At 67.0% G+C, this 24255-nt stretch carries 25 protein-coding genes; 16 read left to right on the top strand and 9 right to left on the bottom strand.

Annotated features, from left to right (window positions below; genetic code table 11):
* Positions 1–12: 12 nt before the first annotated feature.
* Positions 13–927: a LysR family transcriptional regulator gene (locus IE097_RS09005; protein ID WP_189459945.1), complete on the bottom strand. Its 915-nt coding sequence runs from the start codon at positions 925–927 to the stop codon at positions 13–15.
* 98 nt (positions 928–1025) lie between these two features.
* Here IE097_RS09005 and IE097_RS09000 point away from each other — a divergent pair, with 98 nt between their 5' ends.
* The 5 genes from IE097_RS09000 (at position 1026) to IE097_RS08980 (ending at position 6311) form a co-directional block, all read left to right on the top strand.
* Positions 1026–2708, top strand: coding sequence for an FAD-dependent oxidoreductase (locus tag IE097_RS09000; RefSeq protein WP_308429702.1), 1683 nt, complete (start codon positions 1026–1028; stop codon positions 2706–2708).
* Positions 2698–3393, top strand: a complete 696-nt coding sequence (locus tag IE097_RS08995) for an HAD family hydrolase (protein ID WP_189459943.1) — start codon at positions 2698–2700, stop codon at positions 3391–3393. The genes IE097_RS09000 and IE097_RS08995 overlap by 11 nt, the downstream gene beginning before the upstream one ends.
* 71 nt (positions 3394–3464) lie before the next feature.
* Positions 3465–4385, top strand: a complete 921-nt coding sequence (locus IE097_RS08990) for a DMT family transporter (protein ID WP_189459942.1) — start codon at positions 3465–3467, stop codon at positions 4383–4385.
* Between the two features lie 62 nt (positions 4386–4447).
* Positions 4448–5269, top strand: coding sequence for a triose-phosphate isomerase (tpiA, locus tag IE097_RS08985; RefSeq protein WP_189459941.1), 822 nt, complete (start codon positions 4448–4450; stop codon positions 5267–5269).
* A 73-nt stretch (positions 5270–5342) separates the two neighbouring features.
* The gene (locus tag IE097_RS08980) at positions 5343–6311 is read left to right on the top strand and encodes an MBL fold metallo-hydrolase (protein ID WP_189459940.1); all 969 of its coding nucleotides are present in this window, start codon (positions 5343–5345) and stop codon (positions 6309–6311) included.
* Between the two features lie 48 nt (positions 6312–6359).
* On the opposite strand, the gene IE097_RS08975 is transcribed toward IE097_RS08980, so the two are convergent.
* A complete protein-coding gene (locus tag IE097_RS08975) occupies positions 6360–7292 on the bottom strand; it encodes a LysR family transcriptional regulator (RefSeq protein ID WP_229797504.1) in 933 nt (310 codons plus the stop codon).
* A gap of 106 nt (positions 7293–7398) precedes the next feature.
* On the opposite strand from IE097_RS08975, the gene IE097_RS08970 reads away from it, so the two are divergent.
* Positions 7399–8292 carry a DMT family transporter gene (locus IE097_RS08970; protein ID WP_189459939.1) on the top strand — a complete coding sequence of 298 codons (894 nt, stop codon included), beginning with the start codon at positions 7399–7401 and terminating at the stop codon, positions 8290–8292.
* Between the two features lie 66 nt (positions 8293–8358).
* Here IE097_RS08970 and IE097_RS08965 read toward each other — a convergent pair whose 3' ends face one another.
* Complete coding sequence (locus IE097_RS08965; protein ID WP_189459938.1) at positions 8359–8958, bottom strand: short chain dehydrogenase; 600 nt, start codon at positions 8956–8958, stop codon at positions 8359–8361.
* A 95-nt stretch (positions 8959–9053) separates the two neighbouring features.
* Between IE097_RS08965 and IE097_RS08960 the strand changes: the two genes are divergently transcribed.
* Positions 9054–10010 (top strand): LysR family transcriptional regulator, encoded by a 957-nt coding sequence (locus IE097_RS08960; RefSeq protein ID WP_189459937.1) that lies wholly within the window; start codon positions 9054–9056, stop codon positions 10008–10010.
* On the opposite strand, the gene IE097_RS08955 is transcribed toward IE097_RS08960, so the two are convergent.
* The gene (locus IE097_RS08955) at positions 10007–11299 is read right to left on the bottom strand and encodes a hypothetical protein (protein WP_189459936.1); all 1293 of its coding nucleotides are present in this window, start codon (positions 11297–11299) and stop codon (positions 10007–10009) included. The genes IE097_RS08960 and IE097_RS08955 overlap by 4 nt on opposite strands.
* Before the next feature lie 169 nt (positions 11300–11468).
* Between IE097_RS08955 and IE097_RS08950 the strand changes: the two genes are divergently transcribed.
* Complete coding sequence (locus tag IE097_RS08950) at positions 11469–12350, top strand: EamA family transporter (protein ID WP_189459935.1); 882 nt, start codon at positions 11469–11471, stop codon at positions 12348–12350.
* Between the two features lie 12 nt (positions 12351–12362).
* On the opposite strand, the gene IE097_RS08945 is transcribed toward IE097_RS08950, so the two are convergent.
* Together IE097_RS08945 and IE097_RS08940 are read right to left on the bottom strand one after the other, a co-directional pair.
* On the bottom strand, positions 12363–12716 hold the full coding sequence (locus IE097_RS08945; protein ID WP_229797503.1) for an SUI1 family translation initiation factor: 354 nt from the start codon (positions 12714–12716) through the stop codon (positions 12363–12365).
* Positions 12717–12756: 40 nt separating this feature from the next.
* Positions 12757–14961 (bottom strand): YgiQ family radical SAM protein, encoded by a 2205-nt coding sequence (locus IE097_RS08940; RefSeq protein WP_189459934.1) that lies wholly within the window; start codon positions 14959–14961, stop codon positions 12757–12759.
* Positions 14962–15105: 144 nt separating this feature from the next.
* Here IE097_RS08940 and IE097_RS08935 point away from each other — a divergent pair, with 144 nt between their 5' ends.
* Together IE097_RS08935 and IE097_RS08930 are read left to right on the top strand one after the other, a co-directional pair.
* Positions 15106–15558, top strand: a complete 453-nt coding sequence (locus IE097_RS08935) for a YaiI/YqxD family protein (RefSeq protein ID WP_189459933.1) — start codon at positions 15106–15108, stop codon at positions 15556–15558.
* A gap of 2 nt (positions 15559–15560) precedes the next feature.
* On the top strand, positions 15561–15869 hold the full coding sequence (locus IE097_RS08930; protein WP_189459932.1) for a cupin domain-containing protein: 309 nt from the start codon (positions 15561–15563) through the stop codon (positions 15867–15869).
* A 6-nt stretch (positions 15870–15875) separates the two neighbouring features.
* Here IE097_RS08930 and IE097_RS08925 read toward each other — a convergent pair whose 3' ends face one another.
* Entirely contained in the window at positions 15876–16784 is a 909-nt protein-coding gene (locus tag IE097_RS08925; RefSeq protein WP_189459931.1) for a DMT family transporter, read from the bottom strand.
* Between the two features lie 96 nt (positions 16785–16880).
* Here IE097_RS08925 and IE097_RS08920 point away from each other — a divergent pair, with 96 nt between their 5' ends.
* The 4 genes from IE097_RS08920 to IE097_RS08905 all read left to right on the top strand — a co-directional run bounded on the left by IE097_RS08920 (position 16881) and on the right by IE097_RS08905 (position 20421).
* Entirely contained in the window at positions 16881–17780 is a 900-nt protein-coding gene (locus tag IE097_RS08920) for a LysR family transcriptional regulator (protein ID WP_189459930.1), read from the top strand.
* A gap of 122 nt (positions 17781–17902) precedes the next feature.
* Complete coding sequence (locus IE097_RS08915) at positions 17903–18706, top strand: polysaccharide deacetylase family protein (RefSeq protein ID WP_189459929.1); 804 nt, start codon at positions 17903–17905, stop codon at positions 18704–18706.
* Positions 18707–18800: 94 nt separating this feature from the next.
* Positions 18801–19730 (top strand): helix-turn-helix domain-containing protein, encoded by a 930-nt coding sequence (locus IE097_RS08910; RefSeq protein WP_189459928.1) that lies wholly within the window; start codon positions 18801–18803, stop codon positions 19728–19730.
* 97 nt (positions 19731–19827) lie between these two features.
* Complete coding sequence (locus IE097_RS08905; protein ID WP_189459927.1) at positions 19828–20421, top strand: DJ-1/PfpI family protein; 594 nt, start codon at positions 19828–19830, stop codon at positions 20419–20421.
* A gap of 25 nt (positions 20422–20446) precedes the next feature.
* Here IE097_RS08905 and IE097_RS08900 read toward each other — a convergent pair whose 3' ends face one another.
* A complete protein-coding gene (locus tag IE097_RS08900; protein ID WP_189459926.1) occupies positions 20447–20986 on the bottom strand; it encodes a YaeQ family protein in 540 nt (179 codons plus the stop codon).
* 178 nt (positions 20987–21164) lie between these two features.
* Between IE097_RS08900 and IE097_RS08895 the strand changes: the two genes are divergently transcribed.
* Positions 21165–22373, top strand: a complete 1209-nt coding sequence (locus IE097_RS08895) for an aspartate aminotransferase type Ic (protein ID WP_189459925.1) — start codon at positions 21165–21167, stop codon at positions 22371–22373.
* Between the two features lie 125 nt (positions 22374–22498).
* Positions 22499–23395, top strand: coding sequence for a helix-turn-helix domain-containing protein (locus IE097_RS08890; protein WP_189459924.1), 897 nt, complete (start codon positions 22499–22501; stop codon positions 23393–23395).
* Between the two features lie 4 nt (positions 23396–23399).
* On the opposite strand, the gene IE097_RS08885 is transcribed toward IE097_RS08890, so the two are convergent.
* Positions 23400–24032 (bottom strand): tetratricopeptide repeat protein, encoded by a 633-nt coding sequence (locus IE097_RS08885; RefSeq protein ID WP_189459923.1) that lies wholly within the window; start codon positions 24030–24032, stop codon positions 23400–23402.
* Positions 24033–24255 lie beyond the last annotated feature (223 nt).

Raw genomic sequence — 24255 nt, 5'->3', positions numbered from 1 at the left:
CGGGTCGTCGGCCTAGACGAGTTCCTGGCAGGTGTCGACGACCTGATCGCGAATCCAGTTGGAAATCGGATTCTTGGTGAGGTGGCGCAGGCGGATGAAGTGGAACAGGTGGTTTTCGCTGGGGAAGGGCAGTTCGTTGATCCGTAACGGATAGGCCTTGGCGAAATGCTGCGCGAGCCGGCGCGGCAAGACGCACAGGTAAGGTCGTTGGCAGAGCAGTTCCGGTATCGCATTGAAGCTGTGGACCGAACCGACGACGCGACGTTTCCTGCCCATTTCGGCCAGGCGTTCGTCGACCCAGCCGGATAAATGGCCCTTGTAGGAAACCAGCAAATGTTCCGCGGCGAGAAATTGGTTCAGGTCCAGCCCGTCGGAAATGGCCGGATGCTGATTGGAACAGACCGCAACGTAATCCTCGCGGAATAAGGGATCGGTCGCCAGACGATTGCAGGCCGGCAAAGAAGAAACGATCGCGCAGTCGATTTCGGAACGCTCGATCAGTTCGTGCGCATCCTGATAGGTCGCCGGCATCGTGGTCAGAAAGACGGAAGGGGCCTGATCGCTGACGCGTTGTACGAGTTTGGGCAACACGATGGCAATGCCGTAATCGTTCAGCCCGAGTTTCAGCGAAGTCGAAATGTGTTTGGGGTCGAAGCCGGAAGCCATGTTCACGGCGGCTTCCAGCAGGGCCATGCCTTCGAAGACCAGAGGGGCAATCATTTCGGTGGTACGTGTCGGGCGCATTTCGCCATCAATCCGGACGAAAAGGCGCTCGTTGAAAATGTAATTCAATCGCTCCAGGGCGCGACTGACCGCAGGCTGCGTCATCGCCAGCTGTTTGCCGGCATGCGTCAGATTGCGCTGGTTGTAAATGGAAAGCAGGACCTTGAAGAGATTGAGGTCAATGGGTCTCAGGCTGTTGCTCATGGGCGCAGTTTGAATTTGAAAGTACGGGTTCGGGCAATAAGGCCAGATGAAACGGCTGCTCAGAACGAAGAATCAACTTTTTAGGGTCGGGCTGCAAAGTGCATAAAAGTTTCGTTCCTGTTTTAGTGATCGGTGCCGGTCCGGTGGGCATGGCGACTGCAGCATTGCTGCGCCAACAAGGGATTGCGGTCCGGGTCGTCGAGAAAAACGACGCGCCGACGCCGTATTCGAAGGCGGTTGGCGTCCATGCGCGGACACTGGAGAGCATGCATGCGCTCGGCGTGACCGAGCAGTTGCTCAGCCAGGGGCATCCGATGCATTCCTTTCGCTTGGTTGACAACAATCAAACGATTATGCGGGCAAAGTTTACAAATATTTCATCGGCATATTCTTTTGTTGTAGGTTTGCCGCAAAGCAGCACGGAGCGGACGCTGCTGGCGCGGCTGATCAGTCTGGGCGGGCGGGTCGAGTGGAACACGCGGCTGGTCGACATCGAGCAGCTCGGCGAGCGCGACGGTGCCGACGGCAAGGCGCGGGTCCGCCTGCAGCATGCCGACGGCAGCGAGGAACTGGTGAGCTGCAACTGGCTGATCGGCGCCGACGGCAGCCGCAGCGCCGTGCGCGAGATGGCCGGGATCGACTTTCCGGGCGGCGACTACGGCAAATCGTTCATCCTCGGCGACGTCAAGGTCGACTGGGCCGGTCCCAAGCACGAGCTGCAGTTCTTCCTGTCCAGACACGGTTACATGCTGCTGGTGCCGATGCCCGACGGCCTGCACCGGATCATTGCCCAGACCGGGAAGCGGTTCGAGGACTTCCAGGGCAGCGAAAAGCCCAAGGCCACGCTGGCCGAACTGCAGGCCATCGTCGACCGGCAGGGGCCGGGCAATATGCGCGTGCATTCGCCCGAATGGCTGACGTGCGCACCGTTCTACCACCGCCGTGCCGAAACCTGCCTGAAGGGCAGGACGATCCTGGTCGGTGACGCCTTCCACCTGTTCAGCCCGCTGGGCGCCCAGGGCCTGAACACCGGCTTCCAGGATGCGTTCAACCTGGCCTGGAAGCTGGCCTACGTCGAGAAGGGCTGGGCACCGGACGAGCTGATCGACAGCTATCGCGACGAGCGCGAGGCGATCGCCAGGCTGATCGCGACGATCACCACGAAAACCACCGAATACATCACCGCCACGGCATGGCATCGCCGGATGATGCGCCGGCTGCTGACGCGCTGGTACAACCCGACGGCCAAGGTACAGGAACAGCTGCCGCGACTGCTGGCCGGGCTGATGCAGACCTACGACGGCGCGCAGGCGTCGGTGAAAGGCGTGCCGCAGGCCGGGGCACGGGTCCCGCACGCCTGGATTGCCGACGGTCAGGGCTACAAGCCGCTCGCCAGCCTGATCCACGGTACCCACTACACGCTGATGCTGGTGACCAACCGGCTCGACAACACCACGATGCGCCAGTTGCAGGTCTTCGGATCGCAACGGTTGCCGCACCTGCCTTACCTGCGGGTCAAGGTGGTGACGCGCGAGGTCGAGGCCATCGAGGCGCCGATGCCCAAGGGGATCGACCTCATCGAGGACCGGCTGAGCAGCGTGTTCGAAGCCTTCGACGTGACCGAGCAGGCGCTGGTGCTGGTCCGGCCGGACGGCTTTACCGCACTGTCGGCCCGCGAATGGTCGCTCGACGCGGTGTCGCACTACTTCGGCCAGGCCCGGTTCGCCACCATTCCGGCCAGTCCGGCACGTCATGAGGAGCGGGTCTGCCATGAAGCGTAAAGCGGCCTTCTTCGATGTCGACAACACGCTGCTGAACCTCAAGTCGATGTTCTCGTTCCAGCAGTACTACTACGCGCGCACCGACGGCGGCGATGCGTACTCGGACTTCGTGCAGATGCTGCACGGCCATCCGCAACGGCAGGACCGCCAGTTCCTCAACCGGCTGTTCTACCAGAGCTTTTCCGGCCGCAACCAGGCGGTACTGAAGGCGATTGCCGAAGCCTGGTTCGCGCATCTGCAGGGCGAGTTCGGCGACGAGATGTGGATCGGCTCGGCGCTGGCGCTGGCCGAAGCGCTGCGCGCCGAAGGCTACCTGCTGGTGGCGGTCTCCGGCTCGAGCCACGAGATTCTCGCGCCGCTGATGCGTCACCTCCGCTTCGATGCCTGCCTGGCGACGACGCTGGAAGTCCGCGACGGGTTTTACACCGGCCAGATCGACGGCCTGCAGATGATCGGCGACGGCAAGGGAGTCGCCGTGCGCCGGTACGCGGCCGAGCAGGGCATCGACCTGGCCGATTGCGTCGGCTGCGGCGACCACATCACCGACCTGCCGATGCTGTTCCAGACCGGCCGCACCTACGTCGTCCGGGGCGACGCAGCGCTCGAGGAAGTCGCGGCGCACCGCGGCTGGCCGCTGCTGGCGCTGAACGAAGACGAGGAGGTGCTCGAAGCATTGCACGTCTAGCACCCGTTCCAGACCCCGCGCGGTACCCGTGGTGCCGCGCACCGTTTCCCCCATCCGATCGAGAGAATGAAATGACCAATGTTTCCCGTTGGGCCGCGATGCTGGCCCTGCTGTTTGCCACCGCCGCCTGGGGCGGCCTGTTCCACGCCGGCAAGCTCGTCCTCAACAACGTCGACCCGTTCTGGTTCACCGTCGTCCGCTACACCGGTGCCTCGCTGCTGCTGTGCGGCATCCTGATGCTGCAGGGCAAGGTCCGCTGGGAGCTGCTGCGCGAGCACTGGCGCCGTCTCGCCAGCCTCGGGCTGATGGGCTACGGCATGTTCGGCATCCTGGTGTTCATCGGCCTGTCGTACTCGGTGCCGTCGCACGGCGCGGTGATCATGGCGACGATGCCGATCACGACCTTGCTGATGCGCTGGGTGTTCGAGCGCCAGCGTCCGCAGCTGTGGGCATGGTGCGTCGTGGCACTGGCGATCTTCGGCGTCTCGCTGGTGTCCGGCGTGTGGCGCAGCAGTACCGGTGCCGGTCACAGCACCGCTTTCGGTGACCTGATCGCCTTTGTCGGCACCGTGGGCTGGATCATGTACACCCGCGGCCAGGCCAGCGTCTCGAAGCTGTCGGTGATCGAGTACACGACCTTCACCGCGATTCTGGCGCTGCCGGGCCTGTTCGCCTTCGCCGTGGTCGCGACGCTGCTCGGCTACGCCAACCGTCCCGATCCGGCCGACCTGATCGCCGCAATCCCGCCGATCCTCTACATCGTCGTCGTCGGTACCGTGCTGGCCGCGCTGGCCTTCAACAAGGGCGTGCGCACGCTCGGCGCCGTACACGGCATCGTCTTCATCAACCTGGTACCGGTCTCGGCGCTGCTGATCAGCGCGGCCAAGGGCAGCGTGCCCAACGGCAGCGAGATGATCGGCACCCTGTTGATCATCGTCGCCCTGAGCATCCAGGCCCGCAAGATGGGACTGGGCGCCAAGGCCGCCAAATAGCCTCCGGTGCGTCGCGGCCCGGACCGCGCCCGACGCACCGGTTTTCCAAGGAATGCAGAATCATGAAAACAGTCATCGGCAACTGGAAGATGAACGGCAACATCGATCTGTTGCACGAAGTCGTGCCGACCCTGGTGCAGGAAGGGCTGGGGTCGACGGTGGGGCTGTGCCTGCCCTATCCCTACCTGGGCGCGGCGCACCTGCTGCTGCGCGAGGCGCAATCGGGGATCAAGCTCGGTGCGCAGAACGTCAGCGAGCATCCGTCGGGCGGCCATACCGGTGAAATCTCGGCCGGCATGCTCAAGGAATTCGGCTGCCGCCTCGTGCTGATCGGCCACCCGGAGCGCCGCAGCATGTACGGCGAAACCCGCGAAGTCACCGCCCGCAAGCTGCATGCCGCGCTCGATGCCGGTCTTTACCCGGTCTACTGCGTCGGCGAGACGCTGGCGCAGCGCGAAAGCGGCAAGGCGCACCAGCAGATGGTCGACGAGCTGTCGCTGCTCGCCGGCGTACCGACCGACCGCTTTGCCATCGCCTACGAACCGTCGTGGGCGATCGGTGGCGGCGTGACCGCCACCGCCGCCGACATCAGCGAAATGCACGGTTTCATCAAGGACGTGCTCGGCGCCGGCACCCGCGTGCTCTACGGCGGCAGCGTCAAGGCGCACAACGCCGCACAGGTGCTGTGCCTTGGCAGTGTCGACGGCGTGCTCGTCGGCAATGCCGCGCTGTCGGCGAGCGAATTCCTGAGCATCTGCCGGATTGCCGACCGCAGCCCGCACGGCGAGCCGATCCGCCTCAAGGGCCGGGCGGTGCCGGACGACACCGTGCTGCGCATGCCGGTGGTCGCATCGCTGGCCGCGTCGGCGTGGCACGAATACTGAACACCGTTTCATCCATCGGGCCAGCTTCGGTCCACCCATCACCAAAACAAGATCCAACCCCGGAGAAATCATCATGAAGTTCGCACTCAAAGCCACCCTGGGCCTGACCGCCGCCGTCCTCAGCCAGCTGGTCCTGGCCGGCAAGCTGGGCGTCTACACCTCGGACGCCAACGGCTTCGACACCCACACCTTCTACTATGACGACGGCAAGGAAGTGACCGTCATCGACACCCAGTTCGTGCCGGCGCTGACCGAAGCCATGGTCAAGCAGATCAGGAGCGAGACCAGGTCGCCGATCACCCGCGTCGTGGTCACCCACCCGAACCCGGACAAGTACAACGGCCTGCCTTACCTTCACAAGCTCGGCGTCGAATCGATCACCAGCGCGGCGGTGTCGGCCGAGATGCCCAAGGTGCACGCCTACAAGGAGAACTTCTGGGTCAATACCGCGAAGGCGTTCAAGCCGGGCACCTATCCGGCGTTCGAGAACGTCAAGACGACCTTCGTCGGCACGAAAGTGGTCAAGCTCAAGTCGGGCGAAACGCTCAGCCTGATCGAACTGAAGCACCCGGGCGTCGCGACCAAACAGGTGGTGGTGCGCGTCGACCAGAGCGGCGACCTGATCGTTGGCGACCTGCTGCACACCAAGGCCCACCTGTGGCTCGAGGGCGGCCTGGTCGACGGCAAGCCGCAGCCGGACCTGCAGGCGTGGTCGGCGGCGGTGGGCGAACTGAGCGCGCTGGCGAACGGCAAGCCGAACGCCAAAGTCTACGGCGGTCGTGGCGACTTCATCACCGTGGCCGAAGCGGTCAAGGAACAGCAGCGCTATCTGGCACAGGCCGACACGCTGGTGCGCGATTACGTCGCCGAACTCGGCGATCGCCAGGGCGAGCTGAAGGATCCGAAACTGGCCGGCGGTCATTACAAGGAACTGGAGCGCCGCTTCAGCGCACGCTTCCCGGACTACAAGCTCAGCTACATGATCGGCTACAGCGTGTACGGCCTGGTCGACCGCGACCTGGACAGCGGCAAGAAGCTGTAAACCCTGCCGGCTGCGCGTGGCGGTCGTGACTGGCGCAGCGGGCGATGCTCACTGCGCCAGTTGCGTTGCCAGGTGGTCGATCAGCACGCGCACCTTGGGCGCCAGATGGCGCTTGGGCGGGTACAGCAGCCACGCGGTGCCGCGATACGCCGGCGCGTGGAACACCCAGTCGGGCAGCACCTGCAGCAGCGCGCCGTCGGCCAGCGCGGCCCGCGCCGTGAACAGCGGCAGGCAGGCGATGCCGAGCCCCGACAGCGCGGCCTCGAGCCGGACCCCGCTGTGGTTGGCGACGTAGCGCCCGCGCACGGTCACGGTGGCAACGTCCTTGTCGCGGCGGAACTGCCAGCGCGCGTCGTCGGGCGTTTCGCCCAGATAGATGCAGCTGTGGCCGGCCAGTTCGCGCGGATGCGCCGGCGTGCCGCGGGCGGCCAGATAGGCCGGCGCGGCGACCAGCAGGTGCTGGATGCGCATCAGCGGGCGCGCGGCCAGCCCCGGTGGCGGGGTTTCGGTGATGCGCAGCACCAGGTCGACGTCGTCCTCGTACGGGTCGACATCGCGGTCGGTGAGGATCAGCTGCACGTCGACGTCGGGATGGCGGGCGAGAAAGGCCGGCAGCGTCGGGTGGACGACCTGGCGGGCGAAGGCGTTGGGCGCGCTCAGCCGCACCAGCCCGCGCGGCGCATCCATGAATTCGTTCGAGACGGCCATCACCGCCCGTGCCGCGGCGACCATGTCCTGCGCGCGCGCCAGCGCGGCGCGGCCCGGCTCGCTCAGCCGCAGCTTGCGCGTCGTGCGCTCGAGCAGGCGCGCGCCCAGCGCGGTTTCGAGCCGGGCGATCTGCCGGCTGACTGCCGACGGCGTGCTGCCGAGCTGGCGCGCGGCCGCCGAGAAGCTGCCGGCGTCGACGACACGGACGAAGACCGCCATGTCGTCGAGCAGGCCGAGGAAGTCGCCGGACGTGCCGCGTTCACCGTGGTTCATGGCCTGATTTGTTCCGCTAAAGCACAAGTATTGTGCGAGTGTCGGCGATTATCGCGACCGGCGGCAAGGCATAAGCTGCGCGTATTCCCGTTCCGCGAGCCGCGCCATGCCCCGTCTGCTGACCCGTTTTCCTGCCGAAGCGATGCTGTTGCTGGTCGCCATGCTCTGGGGCACGAGCTACGGCGTCGCAAAGGGCGCGCTGGTCTATTACCCGGTGCTCGGTTTTCTGGCCGTGCGCTTCGGGCTGACCTTCCTGCTGCTGCTGCCGTCGCTGCGGCAACTGGCAACACCGGCCGGTCGCGGCGCGCTGGGCGCCGGACTGCCGCTCGGGGCGATCCTGCTGGGCATCTTCATCTGCGAGACCTTCGGCGTCGCGCTGACCAGCGCGGCCAATGCCGCCTTGCTGATCAGCCTGTGCGTGGTGTTCACGCCGTTTGCCGAATGGGCGATGCTGCGCCGTCGCCCCGAGCCGGGCGCCGTCGTCGCGGCGCTGCTGTCGCTGGCCGGCGCGGCCATGCTCAGCAGCGCGGCCAGCCTGCGTTTCAACCTCGGTGATGCGCTGATGCTGGCGGCCGCGGTACTGCGGGCGGTCAATGTCTGCCTGATCAAGAAGCTGACCCACGGCAAGGCGATGCCGATGCTGACGCTGACTGCCGTTCAGGCCGGTGTGGTTTGCGCAGGCAGCGTCGCCGTGGCGCTGACGGTCTCGGCGGACGGCCTTCCGGCCTTGCCGGTCGCACCGGCGTTCTGGCTGTCCGCGCTGTATCTGGTGCTGTTCTGCACGATTTTCGCGTTCTTCGCGCAGAACTGGGCGGTGCGCCGCGGCAGCCCGACCCGGGTTGCGCTGCTGACGAGCAGCGAGCCGGTGTTCGGCGCACTGTTTGCCGCCGTCTGGCTGGGCGAGCGCCTGACGCCGCTGGCATGGGCGGGGGCCGTACTGATCGTCGGCGCCAGCCTGTGGGCCACGCTGCCGCGGCCGGCGCCGCCCGCCGCCGCTTGAACTTTGGTGGGTCGGAACCTGCCCCGGACGGCGGCGAAAGGCACCACCGCCGAACGGGGCGGGAGCTCAGTGTACCGCGTAGACCTGTCCGGTCTGTGCGCCTTCGACGCTCTTGCTGTACGCCAGCGCCACCCGTGCGGCCGGGACGGCCTCGAAGCCGCGGAAGTAGGGGCCGTAGCTGGCTAGCGATTCGATCAGCACGTTCGGGCTGACCACGTTGATGCGCAGGCCGCGCGGCAGCTCGATCGCCGCGCCACGGACAAAGCCTTCGACCGCCGAATTGACCATGCTGGCACTGCTGCCGTAGACGATGGGATCGTGGCTGACGATGCCGCTGGTCAGCGTGAAACTGCCGCCGTCGTTCAGCACGTGCTGGCCGGCCAGCACCAGGTTGACCTGGCCCATCAGCTTGTCGTTCAGGCCGAGCGCGTACTGGGCCGGCGTGAATTCGGCCAGCGGGCCGAAGTGCAGGCTGCCGGCCGCGGCGATCACGGCGTCGACCTTGCCGGTGTCGCGGAACAGCTGCTCGACGCTGGCCAGATCGGTGACGTCGACGCGAAAGTCGCCGCTGTTCCGGCCGGCGGTGATGATCTCGTGACGCGGGGCGAGTTCGGCGACGACGGCACGGCCGATGGTGCCGCTGGCACCGATGACGAGGATTTTCATGAAAGACTCCTTGTTGATCGATTGTTGACGATATTCATCATATTCAAGTCCGGATTGGCGATAATCCGGGCTGAACTCAATTCACTATTGCATCCATGAGTGGAATCGATACGACCGTCCACCAGCAGCTGCAGTGGGCGCTGACCTTTGCCGCCGTGGTCGAGCACGGCAGTTTCACCGCCGCGGCAAGGGCGCTCGGTGTCTCGACCGCGCTGGCGAGCCGACAGGTCGGCCAGCTCGAAGCGCTGCTCGGCACGCCGCTGCTGTACCGGACGACGCGGCGGCTCAACCTGACCGAGGCCGGGCAGGTCTATCTCGCGCACTGCCGCGAATGGCCGCAGCGGGTCGGCGCGGCATCGCTGGCGGTGCGCGAACTGCGTGACGAGGTCGCCGGCAAGGTGCGGATGACCGTGCCGACCAGTTTTGGCGGGGTGTTCATGGCGCAGGCGCTGCTGGCCTTGCGCCGGCAGCACCCGCAGCTGCGGGTCGAGCTCGATCTGGGCCGGGATCCCCGCGATCTGGAGGCCGACGGCTACGATCTGGCGATCCGCTCCAACGTCGACAGTCCCGACCGGCTGGTCTCGCGGCCGCTGAGTCTGGTGCGCGACTGGCTGGTGGCCAGCCCGGCAATGTTTGGCGGCAAACCGCCGGTCTCGCCGGCCGAACTGGGCGACTGGCCCTGTCTCGCCAACCATTTCTTCCGGGATGCGACCCACTGGGCTTTCAGCCGCGGCGAAACGCTGCACACCGTCGACATCGTGCCGCTGCTGCAGGCCAACGACTACGGCCTGCTGCGCAATCTGGCGCTGGCCGGCGGCGGGATTGCCCGGCTGCCGAGCTATCTGGCTGCCGCCGATGTCGACGCCGGCCGGTTGCTGCGGCTGTTGCCCGACTACCGGTTGCCGGCGATGCCGTTCTACCTCGTCTATCCGCAGCGGTTGCCGCAGCCGGCCAAGGTCCGGGCGCTGATCGATTTCCTGCTCGACTGGTTTGCCCGGCCCGAACAGGCGGTCCTGCTCGGCCGGCCGGGCACCGACGGTCGCGAGGCCTAGCGCGGTTCGCTGCCGGCCGACCGGGCTTCGTGCACGGCCCCGGCTTCCGTCGTGCCGGCGGCGAAGGCGCTGCCGTCAAGCACCACGCCGTGGGCGATATAGAGCTCGACATCGGTGCGCGGCTGGCCGGCGCGCTGCTCGGTGCCGACGATGACGATGCCGGTCTTGCGGTCCGAGTAGATCCGGTACTCGGTGCGCGGGCCGACGAGGTTGACCCGCAGCTCGCTGCTCAGGTTGCTCTGCATCAGGCCGAAATAGTTGCGCAGCCGGCGCGGACCGGGGCCGTCGGCGCGCTGGCAGCCGGCATCGCATCGGTAGGCGTGGACCAGCCTGAAGCCGTTGCGGGCTAGGATGTCGCCGTAATAGTCGTTGGCCCACTGGGCGCTGTCGTCCAGCGTGTAGCTGTAGAACCAGGTGTTGCCGGCCACCGGTACCAGCCGGTCGGCGCGGATGCCCTTGCCGGGCATGAAGTACGGCGTGGAGACCGGTACGTCGACGCGCAGGTGCTCGAGGTACTTGCCCTGCTCGAACGGCGGATTGCCCGGCAGGATGTCGAGGTCGAACGGTGCGCGCTTGAGCGGCACCGGTTTTTCCCGCACCGGCCATACCGCCTGCGGGGCCGGCTTGTCGCCGGCGGGACAGTCGGCGCGGGCAAGTTCGGTGGCGGTCGGGCTGGCCTTGAGCTTGCGCGCGATCGGCTTCAGGTCGCCGATCGGTCCCTGCGCGATGGCGAGCGAGACGTCGACCAGCGCCGGGTCGTCGTCCGAGTGGCCGGTCCCGAGCAGGACCACGCCCAAGCGCGGATGGACGTAGATGGTGTAGTCGATGCCGTAGCCCGGCAGCGGCCGTGGCCGGACGTTGCGCATCGCCGGGCCGGCAATGCGGCGCAGGTCGACGCCGTCCTTGTCGCCGAGGCAGCGTTCGTCGCACTGCTGCAGCTCGACGCGGGTAAAGCCGCGGTTCGAAAGCGCGCACTCGTAATGCTTGCGTACCGCTGACGCGGTGACCTCGCCGTTGCGGTAGCGGTATTCGGCGTACCAGCCGTCGCCCACGATCGGCACCGCGTACTCGTCCCAGCGCTCGGGCACGCCGCGCTTGTCCCGGATCCAGCCGGACACCGGCACGTCGAGCTCGACCCGGTCGCGCACGAAGGGCGGGAAGGTCGAGGCGAAGCCTGGCAGTGGCGAGAGGCCGAGCGGCATCGGCGCGGCGCCGACATCGACCGGGTCGGCCCGTGCCGCGAGCGGCGGGGCGGTCAGGAGTACGAACAGCAGCGGCCAGGGCTTCATCGGTGTTCCCCAACGGTGACCTGCTTTCACCATACAGTCGGCTTCGCGATCCTGCCGGGCCGGCGGTCGGTCGTGCGTCGGTCGCTGTTACGGATGCCCGTTGCGGTGACTGTGTCCGTTGCGGCGACGTCGGACGGCGCATACTGGATTCCTTTTGCGGAGCATCGTGATGGCGTTGAAAGACTGGCTGGCCGCGCTGCTGGTGATCGTGGCCTGGGGCGTCAATTTCGTCGTCATCAAGGTCGGTCTGCACGGCGTGCCGCCGATGCTGCTCGGTGCCTTGCGCTTCATGCTGGTCGCGTTTCCGGCCGTGCTGTTCGTGCCGCGCCCGCAGGTGCCGTGGACACGGCTGCTGGCCTATGGCGCGACGATCAGTCTCGGCCAGTTCGTCTTCCTGTTTTCCGCCATCGACGCCGGCATGCCCGCAGGTCTGGCGTCACTGGTGCTGCAGGCGCAGGCCTTCTTCACCGTGCTGCTGGCTGCGGCGCTGTTCGGCGAGCGCATGCACTGGTACAGCCTGGCCGGACTGGCCGTGGCGGCGGCCGGACTGGCGATGATCGGGCTGAGCGGTGGTGCCGGACGTGTCTCCGCCCTCGGCTTCGGGCTGACGCTGTGCGCCGCGCTGTGCTGGGCCGGCGGCAATCTGGTGATCAAGGGGATCGGCAAGGTCGACCCGCTGGGTCTGGTGGTCTGGGGCGCGCTGGTGCCGCCCCTGCCGTTCCTGGCGCTGTCGCTCTGGCTGGAAGGCGCGCCGCGCATCACGGCCAGCCTCGCCAGCCCCGGCGTGGACAGCGTGCTGGCGGTGTTCTATCTGGCCTACGTCGCCACCTGCCTGGGCTACGGCCTGTGGGGCCGTCTGCTGGCCCACCATCCGGTGCGGCAGATCGCTCCGCTGACCTTGCTGGTGCCGGTGGTCGGACTGCTTTCGGCGCGGCTGTTGCTGGGCGAACAGCTGACGCCGGTCCAGTGGGCGGGCGGGCTGGTGGTGATGCTCGGGCTGCTGGTCAACGTGTTCGGTCCGCGCTGGCGGGCGGCACCGCAGACCGCCTGATCCGCCGATGCCTCAGCCGCCGGCGCGTTTCACCGTGTGGCCCAGTTCTTTGAGCATGGCCATCACCGGTTCGCAGTGGTCGCCCTGGATTTCGATCACGCCGTCCTTGACCGTGCCGCCGGATCCGCACCGGGTCCGCAACTGTTTGGCCAGCAGCGCGATCGCGGTGGCGTCCAGCGTCAGGCCCTTGACCAGCGTGACGCCCTTGCCTTTGCGTGTTTCCCGCGAGACCCGCAGCGCACCGTCGGCAAAGCCCGTCGGCACGGCGGCCTTGCAGCTGCAGGCCGCCAGTGGCTGGCGGCAGGTCGGGCACATGCTGCCGTGTTCGGTCGAGTAGACCAGACCGCCCGAGGGTCGCGCTTTCACCGGCCGGCTCCGCGTCCGGGTTGGGAAATCCGGATAGCCATCAGCGGCCGCTGCGCGCCTTGCCGTGGGTCTTTTTGCCCTTGCCCTGACCCGGCAGCACGACCTTGCGTGCCCCGGCCGGGACACGCGGTTTGGCGGCTTGCGCTACCGGCTGGGCGCCGCGTGGTGCGGCGTGGCTGCGTTTTTCCCCGGCGGCTTCGCGCGGGATCAGGTGGTGCGGTGCGTTGCCGATCAGGTCGGCGCGGCCCATATTGATCAGCGCTTCGCGCAGGATCGGCCAGTTTTCCGGATCGTGGAAACGCAGGAAAGCCTTGTGCAGCTTGCGGCGATAGCCGTCACGGATCACGTCGACCTTTTCCGAGCTGCGGCCGAGCTTCTTCAGCGGGTTGCGGCGGGTGTGCCACATCGTCGTCGCCAGCGCCATCGGCGTTGGCGTGAACGCCTGCACCTGGTCGGGCTTGAAGTTGTTCTTCTTCAGCCACAGCGCCAGATTCAGCATGTCCTCGTCGGCCGTGCCCGGGTGGGCGGCGATGAAGTACGGGATCAGGTACTGCTGCTTGCCGGCTTCCTTGCTGTACTTCTCGAACAGGCGCTTGAAGTTCTCGAACGCGCCGATGCCCGGCTTCATCATCTTGCTGAGCGGCGCGTCTTCGGTATGCTCGGGCGCGATCTTCAGGTAGCCGCTGACATGGTGGGTGACCAGCTCCTTGATGTACTCGGGCGATTCGACCGCGATGTCGTAACGCAGGCCCGAGCCGATGGTGATCTTCTTCACGCCCGGAATCGCCCGCGCCTTGCGGTACAGCTGGATCAGGTGCGAGTGGTCGGTGTTGAGGTTCTCGCAGATGCCCGGGTAGACGCAGCTCAAACGCCGGCAGCTGTGCTCGATCTTTTCGTCCTTGCACGCCAGCCGGTACATGTTGGCGGTCGGGCCGCCGAGGTCGGAAATGTGGCCCTTGAAACCATCGGTCTTGTCGCGGATTTCCTCGATCTCGGTCAGGATCGACTGCTCCGAGCGGCTCTGGATGATGCGGCCTTCGTGCTCGGTGATCGAGCAGAAGGTACAGCCGCCGAAACAGCCGCGCATGATGTTGATCGAGAAGCGGATCATCTCCCACGCCGGGATGTGCGCCTTGCCGTAACTCGGGTGCGGATTGCGTGCGTACGGCAGGCCGTAGACGTAATCCATTTCCGGCGTGGTCAGCGGCACCGGCGGCGCGTTCATCCACACGTCACGCTCGCCGTGCTGCTGCACCAGCGCACGGGCGTTGCCCGGGTTGGATTCCAGATGCAGCGTGCGGCTGGCGTGCGCGTACAGCACCGGGTCGTGGGCGACGGCCTCGTAGGCCGGAATCCGCACCACGGTCTTCTGCCGTTCGGCCTGCCTGGCGGCGATGCGCTCGGCCTTGCTGACGAGGCGGATGGGCTTCGGTGCATCGGCGTCGCCGCCGGTGGCACAGGCCGCGCCGGCCTGTTTTTCTTCTTCCATCGCGTACGGATCCGGATGCGGATCGACGCGGCCCGGGGTGTCGACGGTGGTCGAGTCGAGCACGTGCCAGTCGCGTGCCGGCATCCAGCCGTGGCCGGTCATGAAGGCCGTGCCGCGGATGTCGCGCATGTCCTTGAGCTTTTCACCGGCCGCGGCGCGGTGGGTGACTTCGACCAGCGCGCGTTCGGCGTTGCCGTACAGGAGGATGTCGGCCTTGGCGTAGACGATGGCCGACTGGCGAACCTTGTCGCTCCAGTAGTCGTACTGGGCGATCCGGCGCAGGCTGGCCTCGATCGAGCCGACCATGATCTGCACGCCCGGGAAGGCCTCGCGGCAACGCTGCGAATACACCGTCACCGCGCGGTCGGGCCGGCGGCCGGCGACTGCGTCGGGTGTGTACGCGTCGTCCGAACGCGGGCGCTTGTCGGCGGTGTAGCGGTTGATCATCGAATCCATGTTGCCGGCGGTGATGCCGAAGAACAGCCTCGGCTTGCCCAGCGCCTTGAACGGCTCGGCGCTGTCCCACTCGGGCTGGCTGATGATGCCGACCCTGTAGCCCTGCGACTCGAGCAGCCGGCCGACCAGCGCCATGCCGAAGCTCGGGTGGTCGATGTAGCAGTCGCCGGTCACCAGGATCACGTCGCATTCGTCCCAGCCGAGCGCAGCCATTTCGGCGCGGCTCATCGGCAGGAACGGCGCCGGCCTGGCGCGGCGCTGGGGGGCGTAATCGAAAATCGGCGTTGGAACGGAATTCATGATGACCGGCAATCTGGCTAATCGGCCATTTTCGCAGATTTCGCCGCGATGAATCCGGAATTTTTCTTGTTTTTCATCGGGATAGCGCTGGACGGCAAGGTAAAATGACCGGCTTTCCACCCACGATCCGTCAAGGATGCCGTCATGCAAATCTGGGTCGACGCCGACGCCTGCCCCAAGGTCATCCGCGAAATCCTCTGCCGTGCCGCCGAGCGTGCGCAGATTCGTACCGTTTTCGTCGCCAACCAGTTGCTGAGCGTGCCGCCGTCGAAGTGGATCGCCGCGCTGCAGGTACCCAAGGGTTTCGACGTGGCCGACAACGAGATCGTCGCCCGCGTCGTGGCCGGCGATCTGGTCATTACCGCCGACATTCCGCTGGCCGCCGACGTGATCGCCAAGGGCGCGCAGGTGCTCGACCCGCGCGGCGAAAGGATGACGCTGGAAAACATCCGCGAGCGGCTTTCGTTGCGCGATTTCATGCAGGGGCTGCGCGACTCGGGTGTCGAGACCGGCGGGCATTCGGCGCTGAACCAGGGCGACCGGCAGGCGTTCGGTCGCGCGCTCGATACGTGGCTGGCGAAAAGGCCGAAGGACTAAACATGCCGAACCTGTTTGCCGATGTGCCTCGTGACCTTTCGGAGGAACTGTTCGAAACGCTTGCCGGCGCCGGCCCGGTGCGGATCGAGCGCATCGTCTCGAACGGCCAGACTTCGCCCGAAGGCTTCTGGTACGACCAGACCGAGTCCGAGTGGGTCGTCGTGCTGCAGGGCAGTGCCCGGTTGCGCTTCGAGGACGAGGCGGCGGATGTCGAACTCGGCGTCGGCGATCACGTGCTGATCGCGCCGCACCGCCGCCACCGGGTCACGTACACGGCGGCGGCGACGGTGTGGCTGGCGGTGTTTTTCTGAACGGTGCTAGCGCGCCGGGCAGGCAGCCAACGGCACCGGCTTCGGTGCTGCGCGGTTCGACGACAACAGCACGCCTCCGATTACCAGCACCGTACCGGCGAGCTGGGCTCCGCTGAGCGGCTGGCCGAGGGCGACGCCGATCAGCCCGGCAAAGATCGGCACCAGGTTCATGAACATCGCCGCCCGGGCCGCACCGATGCGCGCCACGCCGTCGTTCCACCAGATGTAGGCAAGCGCCGAACCGAACACGCTCATCACCCCGATGGCCGCAATCACGGTGGCCGGCGGAATCATGTAGAAGTCGGCGGTGGCGAACTGGGCAACCCCGCTCATCAGCAACCCGCCGCCGGCGATCGTTGCTGCCGAGATCTGCAGCGGCGCCAGCCCGCGGACGAAGCGGCGCGGAATCGTCGAGTAGACCGACCACGCCAGCGCGGCGCCGAACACCAGCGCATCGCCACGGTTGAACGACAGCGCTAGCAGTGCCGGCAGCGAACCGTGGCTGACGACCGTGGCCACGCCGGCCAGCCCGAGCGCCAGTCCGCCCAGCTGGCGGGAACTGACGGCATCGCGGTTCAACAGTGCCGACAGCAGCACGGTCAGTGCCGGGCTCAGCGCGATGATCAGTGCGCCGTTGACCGGCGATGTCCAATGCAGGCCGTAGAACAGCGCGATGTTGAAGCCGCAGATGCCGACCGCCGCCATCGCCAGCAGCGGCAGCACGTTGCGGCGCAGTCCGGTCCAGTCCAGCCCTTCGCGCCAGTACACCAGCGGCGCCAGCAGCAGCCCGGCGGACAGGAAGCGCCAGCCGCCGATCGCCAGCGGCGACATGAAGGCCACGGTGTATTTGGCCAGGTGGAACATCAGCCCCCAGAAGAAGGCGGTCAGCGCCAGTTTGAGATAGGTGGTACTCATGCTCGGACTCCGGTACGGCGTCATGCGACGATGAGTCGAGTATAATTTTCCGTAATCGAAACGATATTCGAGTGTTTGGAAAACGGTTTTCCGGATATGGAAAATGAACTCGACTGGAACGACCTGAAGTTCTTCCTCGCCGTCGCACGTGGCGGCGGGCTGACGCCGGCCGCGCAGGTTCTGGGGACCAGCGCATCGACGGTGTCGCGGCATGTCGACGCGCTCGAGGCACGGCTGGGCGTGCGCCTGTTCATGCGCCAGCAGCGCGGTTACCTGCTGACCGACGAAGGCAGTGCGTTGTTCGGGCAGGTGGCCGAGGTCGAGCGCGCGACACAGGCGGTCGAACGCCAGCGGGGCGGGCTGGGGGACGCGGTCTCGGGGCTGATCAAGGTGGCGACGTCGGAAACGCTGGGCAACCACCTGCTGGCACCGAACCTCGCCGGTTTTGCCGCACGGCATCCGCGGGCGCAGGTCGAGCTGGTGGTCAGCCGCCATCTCGCCGACCTGAGCCGGCGCGAAGCCGACCTGGCGCTGCGGATGATGGAGCCGGACGCTCCGGTCATCGGCACCGACTACATCGCCCATGCGCTCGGCAAGGTGTACTTCGGCCTGTATGCGGCGCCTGCGCTGCTGAGCGCACATCCGGACTGGCGCACCATGCCGTACATGACCTGGGACGAATCCTGGGCCCATTACTCGATGGGCAACTGGCTGGTCGGACAGTTCGGCGGCCGCGAACCGCTGCTGCGCGCCAACAACCTGCAGGCGCAGTACGCGGCGGCACGGTCCGGCCTCGGGCTGGTGATGCTGCCGCGGTTTCTCGGTGATGCCGATCCGTTGCTTCGGCCGGTACCCGGCACGCCGGTGCCGGCCGGGCGCGACCTCTGGCTCGTGTATCACCGCGACCTCAAGGCGAGCCGGCGGGTGCAGGCGATGCGGCGCTATATCGGGGAGCTGGTGGCAAGGCTCGCCGGCGCCGCACGACCGGGCCCGTGATCCGCGCGTTTGCCGTGCCGTCCGGCGCGCATTGCCGATACGCACAGTCCCGCTGTCATCGGCACATCCCGGTCGCGTGGCTTGCGGGCTAGAGTCGCAGGGAAATCCAAGTGGAGGCGACAATGAACATTCTGCCCTGCGTGCTGGGTCTGCTGCTGTCGGCCATGGTGCATGCCGCGCCGATTCCGGCCGATGAAAAACCGGTGCAGAAGGTGCGCACCGGTTTCATCGAGGGCTGGAACCAGGTGCCGCTGAAACGGCTGGAGGACCAGGCCGCACGCTATCGCGGCACGTATTACCTTGAAGGCCTGCACAACACCAGGCGCATCGCCCTGACCTTCGACGACGGCCCGAGCAGCTACACGACGGCCTTGCTCAAGGTGCTCGACAAGCATCAGGTCAAGGCGACGTTCTTCTTCCTCGGCGCCCAGGTCGAGACGGCGCCGGAGACCGCGCGCGCCGCGCTGAAGGCCGGTCACACGATCGCCAATCACAGTTACGACCATCCGTACCTGACCGGGCTGACCCCGGCGCAGCTGTGGGACGGGCAGTTCGGTCGCAGCCAGCGCATCTTCAAGGAGAAGCTCGGCGTCGTGCCGGCACTGCTGCGCCCACCCTACGGCTTCATCGACGACAGCCAGATCGCGCTGCTCGCCGCCAGGCGGCAGAAGCTGATCCTGTGGTCGATCGACACGCAGGACTGGTACGTCGCGCAGCGGCTCGGCGCCGCCAACGCGCTGTACAACACGGTGATGAACACGGTGCACCCGGAGGCCATCGTGCTGATGCACGACGGTGGCGGCAACCGGGCCGGCACGGTCGAGGCCGTCGACATGCTGATTCCGGCGCTGAAAAAACAGGGTTACGACTTCGTCACGGTCGACCGGCTGATCGGCACGCCGGCGTATCTGGCCACGACGCAATAGGTCGCAAGACGTCCCGGCCGGCGCCGACGTGTTGCGCTGACGGCGGGGCATCCGCTGCTTATGATCGGGGCATCCTGTTGCCGGAATCCGCTCAATGCCCGAAATCCACCTAAGCCAGCCGGTCGATGCCGATGTCCTTACGCCGCACTGGCTCACCGGGCAGGTGATCCATCCGGGGCTCCGGCTGGCGCTGGGGGTCGAGCATGCCGGCGCGTGGCGGGCGGCCGAGCCGGACGAGCCGCGCTTTGCGCTCAGCCTGATCGAGGCCGGCTCGGCGTTGATCGAGTGTGCCGGCGTATCGACACTGGTTTCTGCGCCGATGGTCGTCCTGCTCGACGAGCGGACCCGCCCGCGCGTGCAGCAGGCGCAGCAGCTGCGCTGCGTGACCGTGTATTTTCACCCGCTCGCGGTCAATGCCGCATTCGACCTGGCCACCGTGCGGGGCGAGACGGCCAGCCTGTCCGACAGTACCCGGCGCGATCTCTACCTGCTGGGGCCGTTCCTGGCCGGGGCGACGCTGCTGGCGCTGTCGCCGGCGGCCGCACTGCGGGTGCGCGACGGATTGCGCCAGCTCGAGCGCGAGGCGCGCACGCAGGACGAGTGGAACTGGCCGTGCCGGACGCGCGCCTTTCTGATCGAACTGCTGTTCGTGTTGCGGCTGCAGGCCGAAACTCCGACGCCGGCACTGGCGGGCGAGGCATCGCGGCTCGACCAGGCGCTGCTGCTGGTGCATGAGCGCTTTGCGAGTGCGTTTACGCTCGACGATCTGGCGCGCTGGGTCGGCAGCAATCGCACCTCGGTGAACCGGCATTTCCGCGAGCGGGTCGGCCAAAGCGTGCGCAGCTACGTGATCGCCTTGCGCATGGCGATGGCGACGCGGCTGCTGCGCGAAACGGCGCTGCCAGTGGCCGAGATCGTCGGCCGGGTCGGCTACGACAACCAGAGTCATTTCTCCCGCGCCTTCCGCGCCGGCACCGGCATGACGCCGACGCAGTACCGCGACACGTACGGCTGGCTGCGCTGATATTGCCGTTTTGCACAATCATCGTGCCGATCGGCGCTGTGACGCGGCTTGGGCCGCGCCTATCGTGGGGCCTCGTCCATCCGAGGGAGTAAACGTCATGCTGAAAAAAATCTGCTTGCCGGCCATGCTGGGCCTGATGCTGAGTTTGCCGGGGCATGCCGCCGACGCCGGCAAGCGCGTGCTGCTGGTCGTCGCGTCTTACAAGGTCAAGGCATCCGAGTACACCGACACGCGCGCGGCACTCGAGAAGGCCGGCAACAAGATCGTCGTTGCCAGTACCGGGCTCGACCCGGCGTGGACCGACACGTCGCTGCAGATCAAGCCCGACCTGAAAATCGCCGACGCCAAGGCTGGCGACTATGACGCGGTGGCGATCATTGGCGGCGAAGGCTCGGCGCTCGAATTGTGGGATGACGCGCCGCTGCACCAACTGGTGCAGAACGCCGCCAGGGCCGACAAGATTGTCGCGGCGATCTGCATGGCACCGGGTGCGCTCGCCAAGGCCGGGCTGCTCAAGGGCAAAAATGCCACCGCCTACCCGCTGCAATCGGCATTCGGCGTGCTGAAGGCGGGCGGTGCGACGTATCTGGAGCAACGGGTCGTCGTTGACGGCAAGATCGTCACCGGCCGCAACCCGGAAGCCGGCCCCGAGTTCGGCGCCACGCTCGCCGCGCTGCTGGCGTCGCGGTAAGCAGGGGCGGCGCAAGCCGCTCCTTCTATTTGAGCGTGTCGAACTCGACCAGCAGCGTGGTCTTTTCGTCGTTGAGCCAGAGCTGGCCGTCCTGGATCGTCACCTGCAGGCGCATCGTCCGTTCGGCCATGGCGCCGAGTGCGGCGAGCGTGTCGTTGTCGATGGCCAGCACGTGCAGGTTGTCGAACCGGGTAAAGCCGCCGGCCATCGGCGCCCACCAGGTGTCGGCGAAACGCGGGCCGCCGTAAGCGTAGACCCAGGCCTCGCCGGCGCGCTGTGCGGCGCGGCGGATGCGCTTTTCGTCGGGCTGGCCGAGCTCGATCATCACCTCGATCTCGTCGACGAGGTTCTTCTGCCACAGCGCCGGTTCCTCGTCGTCGCTGATGCCCTTGCCGAAGGCCAGCGTCTCGCTGGCGTGGCGTGCAAAGGCCACCAGACGCAGCATCAGCCGTTCCGGCGTTTCCGACGGATGCTGGGCCACGGTGAGGGCGTGGGTCTCGTAATAACCGCGATCCATGTCGGCGATATTGAGTTCGGCTTTGTAGATCGTGGCCTTGAGCGCCATGGCGGTTCCGTGTGGTGGAAAGGGGAAAAGGCGCGACAGTTTAGTCCAGCGCAAACGAATCGGCGAGAAAAGGGGCGTCGGGGAGCCGGGCGGCGGGTGCGGTTCCCCGAAAATCGGCATAAAATCGTGTTTTTTCACGGACGACGGTTGTCCGGTATCTCAACCCGTGGGGCAAGCAATGAATCTGGCGGATGTGCAGGCGAAGTATCAGGCGTTCAAGGAACTCGGTCTCAAACTCGACATGTCGCGCGGCAAGCCGGCACCGGAGCAGCTCGATCTGTCGCTGCCGCTGCTCGGCGCGCTCGACGGTTTCAAGACCGCTGACGGCACCGACACCCGCAACTACGGCGGCACCGTGGCCGAAGCGCGCGCGCTGTTCGCCAGCCTGCTCGAAGTCCCGGCCGGCCAGGTCGTCGTCGACGGCAGCGCCAGCCTGTCGCTGATGCACGATGTGCTGATCTACAGTGTGGTCTACGGCCAGCCCGGCCATGCGCCCTGGGCGGGCCAGAACCCGGCCTTCATCTGCCCGGTGCCGGGCTACGATCGTCACTTCGCGATCTGCGAAGCGCTCGGCATCCGCATGATCAACGTGCCGATGCTCGAGACCGGTCCGGACATGGACGAAGTCGAGCGTCTCGTCGCGTCGGATGCCAGCATCAAGGGCATGTGGAACGTGCCGAAGTACAGCAACCCGGGCGGTGTGGTGTACTCGGACGAAACCGTCCGCCGTCTGGCTGCCATGAAGACCGCTGCACCGGACTTCATCCTGATGTGGGACGATGCCTACCGCTTCCACCACCTGACGGCCGAAAACATCGTCAACGCCAACGTGATCGACGCTTGCGCCGCTGCCGGCAACGCCAACCGCGCGTGGGTCTTCGCGTCGACGTCGAAGGTCACTTTCGCCGGCGCCGGTCTGGCCGCCGTGGCCAGCTCGGCCGACAACATCGCCTGGTGGACCAAGAAGTCGGGCATCCGCAGCATCGGTCCGGACAAGGTCAACCAGCTGCGCCACGTGCGTTTCCTTCAGGACCGTGCCGGTCTGGAAGCGCTGATGGTCAAGCACCGCGACATCCTCACGCCGAAGTTCGACGCCGTGCTCGAGCGCTTCGAAGCCATCCTCGGCGGTATCGAAGGCGTGAGCTGGACCTACCCGAAGGGCGGCTACTTCATCGATCTGGTGACGCCGAACGGTTTCGCCAAGCAGACCGTCGAACTGGCCAAGGCCGCCGGCATCACGCTGACCCCGGCCGGAGCGGCCTTTCCGTACGGCAAGGACCCGAAGGATGCGCACATCCGCATCGCGCCGAGCTTCCCATCGCTGAAGGAAATCACCCAGGCGGCCGAAGGCATCGCGCTGGCGCTGCGCCTCGCGATCGGCCGCTGAGCGCCGTCTCTCGCTCGCAAACGCCGTCCTCCGGGACGGCGTTTTTTTTTTGCCGCCGTTGCGCTGTCGCCGAAATGCATGCCGCTGCCGTCGCCGATGCCGGGAGGGCGGATTATGCTTCCGGCATGGATGAATCCCCGCTCTGGACCGCCGGTTTCCGGCATTTTCTCGGCCCGAGGCTGATGCCGCTGGCCGTGCGCGACGGCCCGCCGCCACCGCCGGCCGACGTCGACCGTTTCGCCTTCTGCTTCGTCTCGGCCGGCTCGGCCCGGGTGAGCATCGGCGGCGCCAGCCAGCTGGTCGCCGCACCGGCGGCACTGCTGCTCGACGAAACGCTACGACCGGCATTCGACGCCGCCCGGGGCCTGCGTTGCGACAGCGTCGTGTTCCATCCCGGCGTGGTCAACGATGCCTTCGAGCCGGCGGCCCTGCGTGCCGGCACTTACGTCGGTACGGCGATGCAGGATGCCGACGTGCTCGATCCGTTCGTCTGCACTTCGCCGCTGCGCCGCTGCATGGCGCTGTCGCCGGCCATGGCCGCGCAGACGGCATCTACACTGGCGCAAATGCGCGCACTGCTCGCCAGCCAGGACGACCCGCGCTGGCCGTGCCGGACCCGTGCGGCGTGGATCGGGCTGCTGTTCGGCCTGCGCGCGAGCTGGGAGGCCAGCGATCCGGCGCCGCTGCTGCCCGCCGACGCGCGCATCGCCCGTGCGCTGCAGTGGGTGCACGACCATTACGCCGAAACCTTCACCGTCGACGCACTGGCCAGGATCACCGGCTGCAACCGCACGACGCTGAACGACGGTTTCCGTGCGCATACCGGCCACAGCGTGCGCGCCTATGTCGTCACGCTGCGGATGCGTGCGGCCTCGCAGCTGCTGCGCGATACGCTGATCCCGGTCGGCGACGTGATGGCGAGGGTCGGCTACGACAACCCCAGCCATTTCAGCCGGACATTCCGCACCGTCACCGGCATGTCACCGGGGGCCTACCGGCAGCGCGAGTGCTGGATGAACTGAACGGCTAGTCCGCGTACTGCGCGCGGTCGACGATGCGCTGGCCAAGGTCGCGGGCGCGGATGGCTGCCGCCGGATCGCCCTGCAGCGCTGCCGCCCGGTACCAGTGCCAGGCCTGGCCCAGATCGCGCGGCACGCCGTCGCCGCGCTCGTACAGCGTTGCAACGATGTACTGTGCGCCGATGTTGCCGCCTTCGGCCGCCCGCTCGTACCAGCGTGCGGCCCGGCGCATGTCGAGTGGCGCGCCCCGGCCGAGAAAGTACTGCGTCGCCAGATTGACCTGGGCATCGGTGTGGCCCTGCCGCGCCGCCCGCTCGAACCAGCGGGTGGCTTCGGTCAGCGACCGGGGCACGCCGCGGCCCTGTTCATACAGCCGGCCGAGCGCGAACTGGGCCGGCGCCGAGCCCGATTCGGCCGCAAATCGCAGCCAGCGTACTGCGGCCTCGTCGTCGCGGGCGATGCCTTCGCCGTTGAGCAGCAGCATCGCGACGTTGTACTGCGCTGTGGTGTCGCCGGCGCGTGCGCCGGCCTCGAAGCGGCGTGCCGCCTCCGGGTAGTCGCCATGGCGGTAGGCATCGACGCCGGAACCGGCGGCCGCGGCCAGCGCCGAGCAGAATGACAGCATCAGCAGGATACGCATCTCAACCCCCTACGCGGCAGGGTGCCGCGGCTGCCGGCAGGTCGCAGTGCGACGGCAAGGGCGGGAGGCAGCATTATCGGTTTCGAACTGGCGGTTGCCGGCCCTGCGCGACACCGCGGACACGTGCGGACCGGTCGGATCGGGGCTGGAGCGTGCGTGCTTGATTCAGTCTATGCAGCACCTTACAGCGGCTGCCGCGGTGTTTTCCGCTGCTTCGGCGAGA

The sequence above is a fragment of the Jeongeupia chitinilytica genome (assembly GCF_014652315.1).
In the GTDB taxonomy this organism is placed as follows: domain Bacteria; phylum Pseudomonadota; class Gammaproteobacteria; order Burkholderiales; family Chitinibacteraceae; genus Jeongeupia; species Jeongeupia chitinilytica.
This window is presented reverse-complemented; position numbering and strand designations above follow the sequence as displayed.

Excerpts from the sequence above, each read along its gene's own strand:
- IE097_RS08995 (WP_189459943.1), top strand. The coding sequence starts at position 2,698 with ATGAAGCGTAAAGCGGCCTTCTTCGATGTCGACAACACGCTGCTGAAC.
- IE097_RS08950 (WP_189459935.1), top strand. The coding sequence starts at position 11,469 with ATGGCGTTGAAAGACTGGCTGGCCGCGCTGCTGGTGATCGTGGCCTGG.
- IE097_RS08910 (WP_189459928.1), top strand. The coding sequence starts at position 18,801 with ATGCCCGAAATCCACCTAAGCCAGCCGGTCGATGCCGATGTCCTTACG.
- IE097_RS09005 (WP_189459945.1), bottom strand. The coding sequence starts at position 927 with ATGAGCAACAGCCTGAGACCCATTGACCTCAATCTCTTCAAGGTCCTG.
- IE097_RS08930 (WP_189459932.1), top strand. The coding sequence starts at position 15,561 with ATGCCGAACCTGTTTGCCGATGTGCCTCGTGACCTTTCGGAGGAACTG.
- IE097_RS08965 (WP_189459938.1), bottom strand. The coding sequence starts at position 8,958 with ATGAAAATCCTCGTCATCGGTGCCAGCGGCACCATCGGCCGTGCCGTC.
- IE097_RS08940 (WP_189459934.1), bottom strand. The coding sequence starts at position 14,961 with ATGAATTCCGTTCCAACGCCGATTTTCGATTACGCCCCCCAGCGCCGC.
- IE097_RS08925 (WP_189459931.1), bottom strand. The coding sequence starts at position 16,784 with ATGAGTACCACCTATCTCAAACTGGCGCTGACCGCCTTCTTCTGGGGG.
- IE097_RS08900 (WP_189459926.1), bottom strand. The coding sequence starts at position 20,986 with ATGGCGCTCAAGGCCACGATCTACAAAGCCGAACTCAATATCGCCGAC.
- IE097_RS08990 (WP_189459942.1), top strand. The coding sequence starts at position 3,465 with ATGACCAATGTTTCCCGTTGGGCCGCGATGCTGGCCCTGCTGTTTGCC.
- IE097_RS08905 (WP_189459927.1), top strand. The coding sequence starts at position 19,828 with ATGCTGAAAAAAATCTGCTTGCCGGCCATGCTGGGCCTGATGCTGAGT.
- IE097_RS08890 (WP_189459924.1), top strand. The coding sequence starts at position 22,499 with ATGGATGAATCCCCGCTCTGGACCGCCGGTTTCCGGCATTTTCTCGGC.
- IE097_RS08970 (WP_189459939.1), top strand. The coding sequence starts at position 7,399 with ATGCCCCGTCTGCTGACCCGTTTTCCTGCCGAAGCGATGCTGTTGCTG.
- IE097_RS08895 (WP_189459925.1), top strand. The coding sequence starts at position 21,165 with ATGAATCTGGCGGATGTGCAGGCGAAGTATCAGGCGTTCAAGGAACTC.
- IE097_RS08935 (WP_189459933.1), top strand. The coding sequence starts at position 15,106 with ATGCAAATCTGGGTCGACGCCGACGCCTGCCCCAAGGTCATCCGCGAA.
- tpiA (WP_189459941.1), top strand. The coding sequence starts at position 4,448 with ATGAAAACAGTCATCGGCAACTGGAAGATGAACGGCAACATCGATCTG.
- IE097_RS08955 (WP_189459936.1), bottom strand. The coding sequence starts at position 11,299 with ATGAAGCCCTGGCCGCTGCTGTTCGTACTCCTGACCGCCCCGCCGCTC.
- IE097_RS08920 (WP_189459930.1), top strand. The coding sequence starts at position 16,881 with ATGGAAAATGAACTCGACTGGAACGACCTGAAGTTCTTCCTCGCCGTC.
- IE097_RS08980 (WP_189459940.1), top strand. The coding sequence starts at position 5,343 with ATGAAGTTCGCACTCAAAGCCACCCTGGGCCTGACCGCCGCCGTCCTC.
- IE097_RS08915 (WP_189459929.1), top strand. The coding sequence starts at position 17,903 with ATGAACATTCTGCCCTGCGTGCTGGGTCTGCTGCTGTCGGCCATGGTG.
- IE097_RS08960 (WP_189459937.1), top strand. The coding sequence starts at position 9,054 with ATGAGTGGAATCGATACGACCGTCCACCAGCAGCTGCAGTGGGCGCTG.
- IE097_RS08975 (WP_229797504.1), bottom strand. The coding sequence starts at position 7,292 with ATGAACCACGGTGAACGCGGCACGTCCGGCGACTTCCTCGGCCTGCTC.
- IE097_RS08885 (WP_189459923.1), bottom strand. The coding sequence starts at position 24,032 with ATGCGTATCCTGCTGATGCTGTCATTCTGCTCGGCGCTGGCCGCGGCC.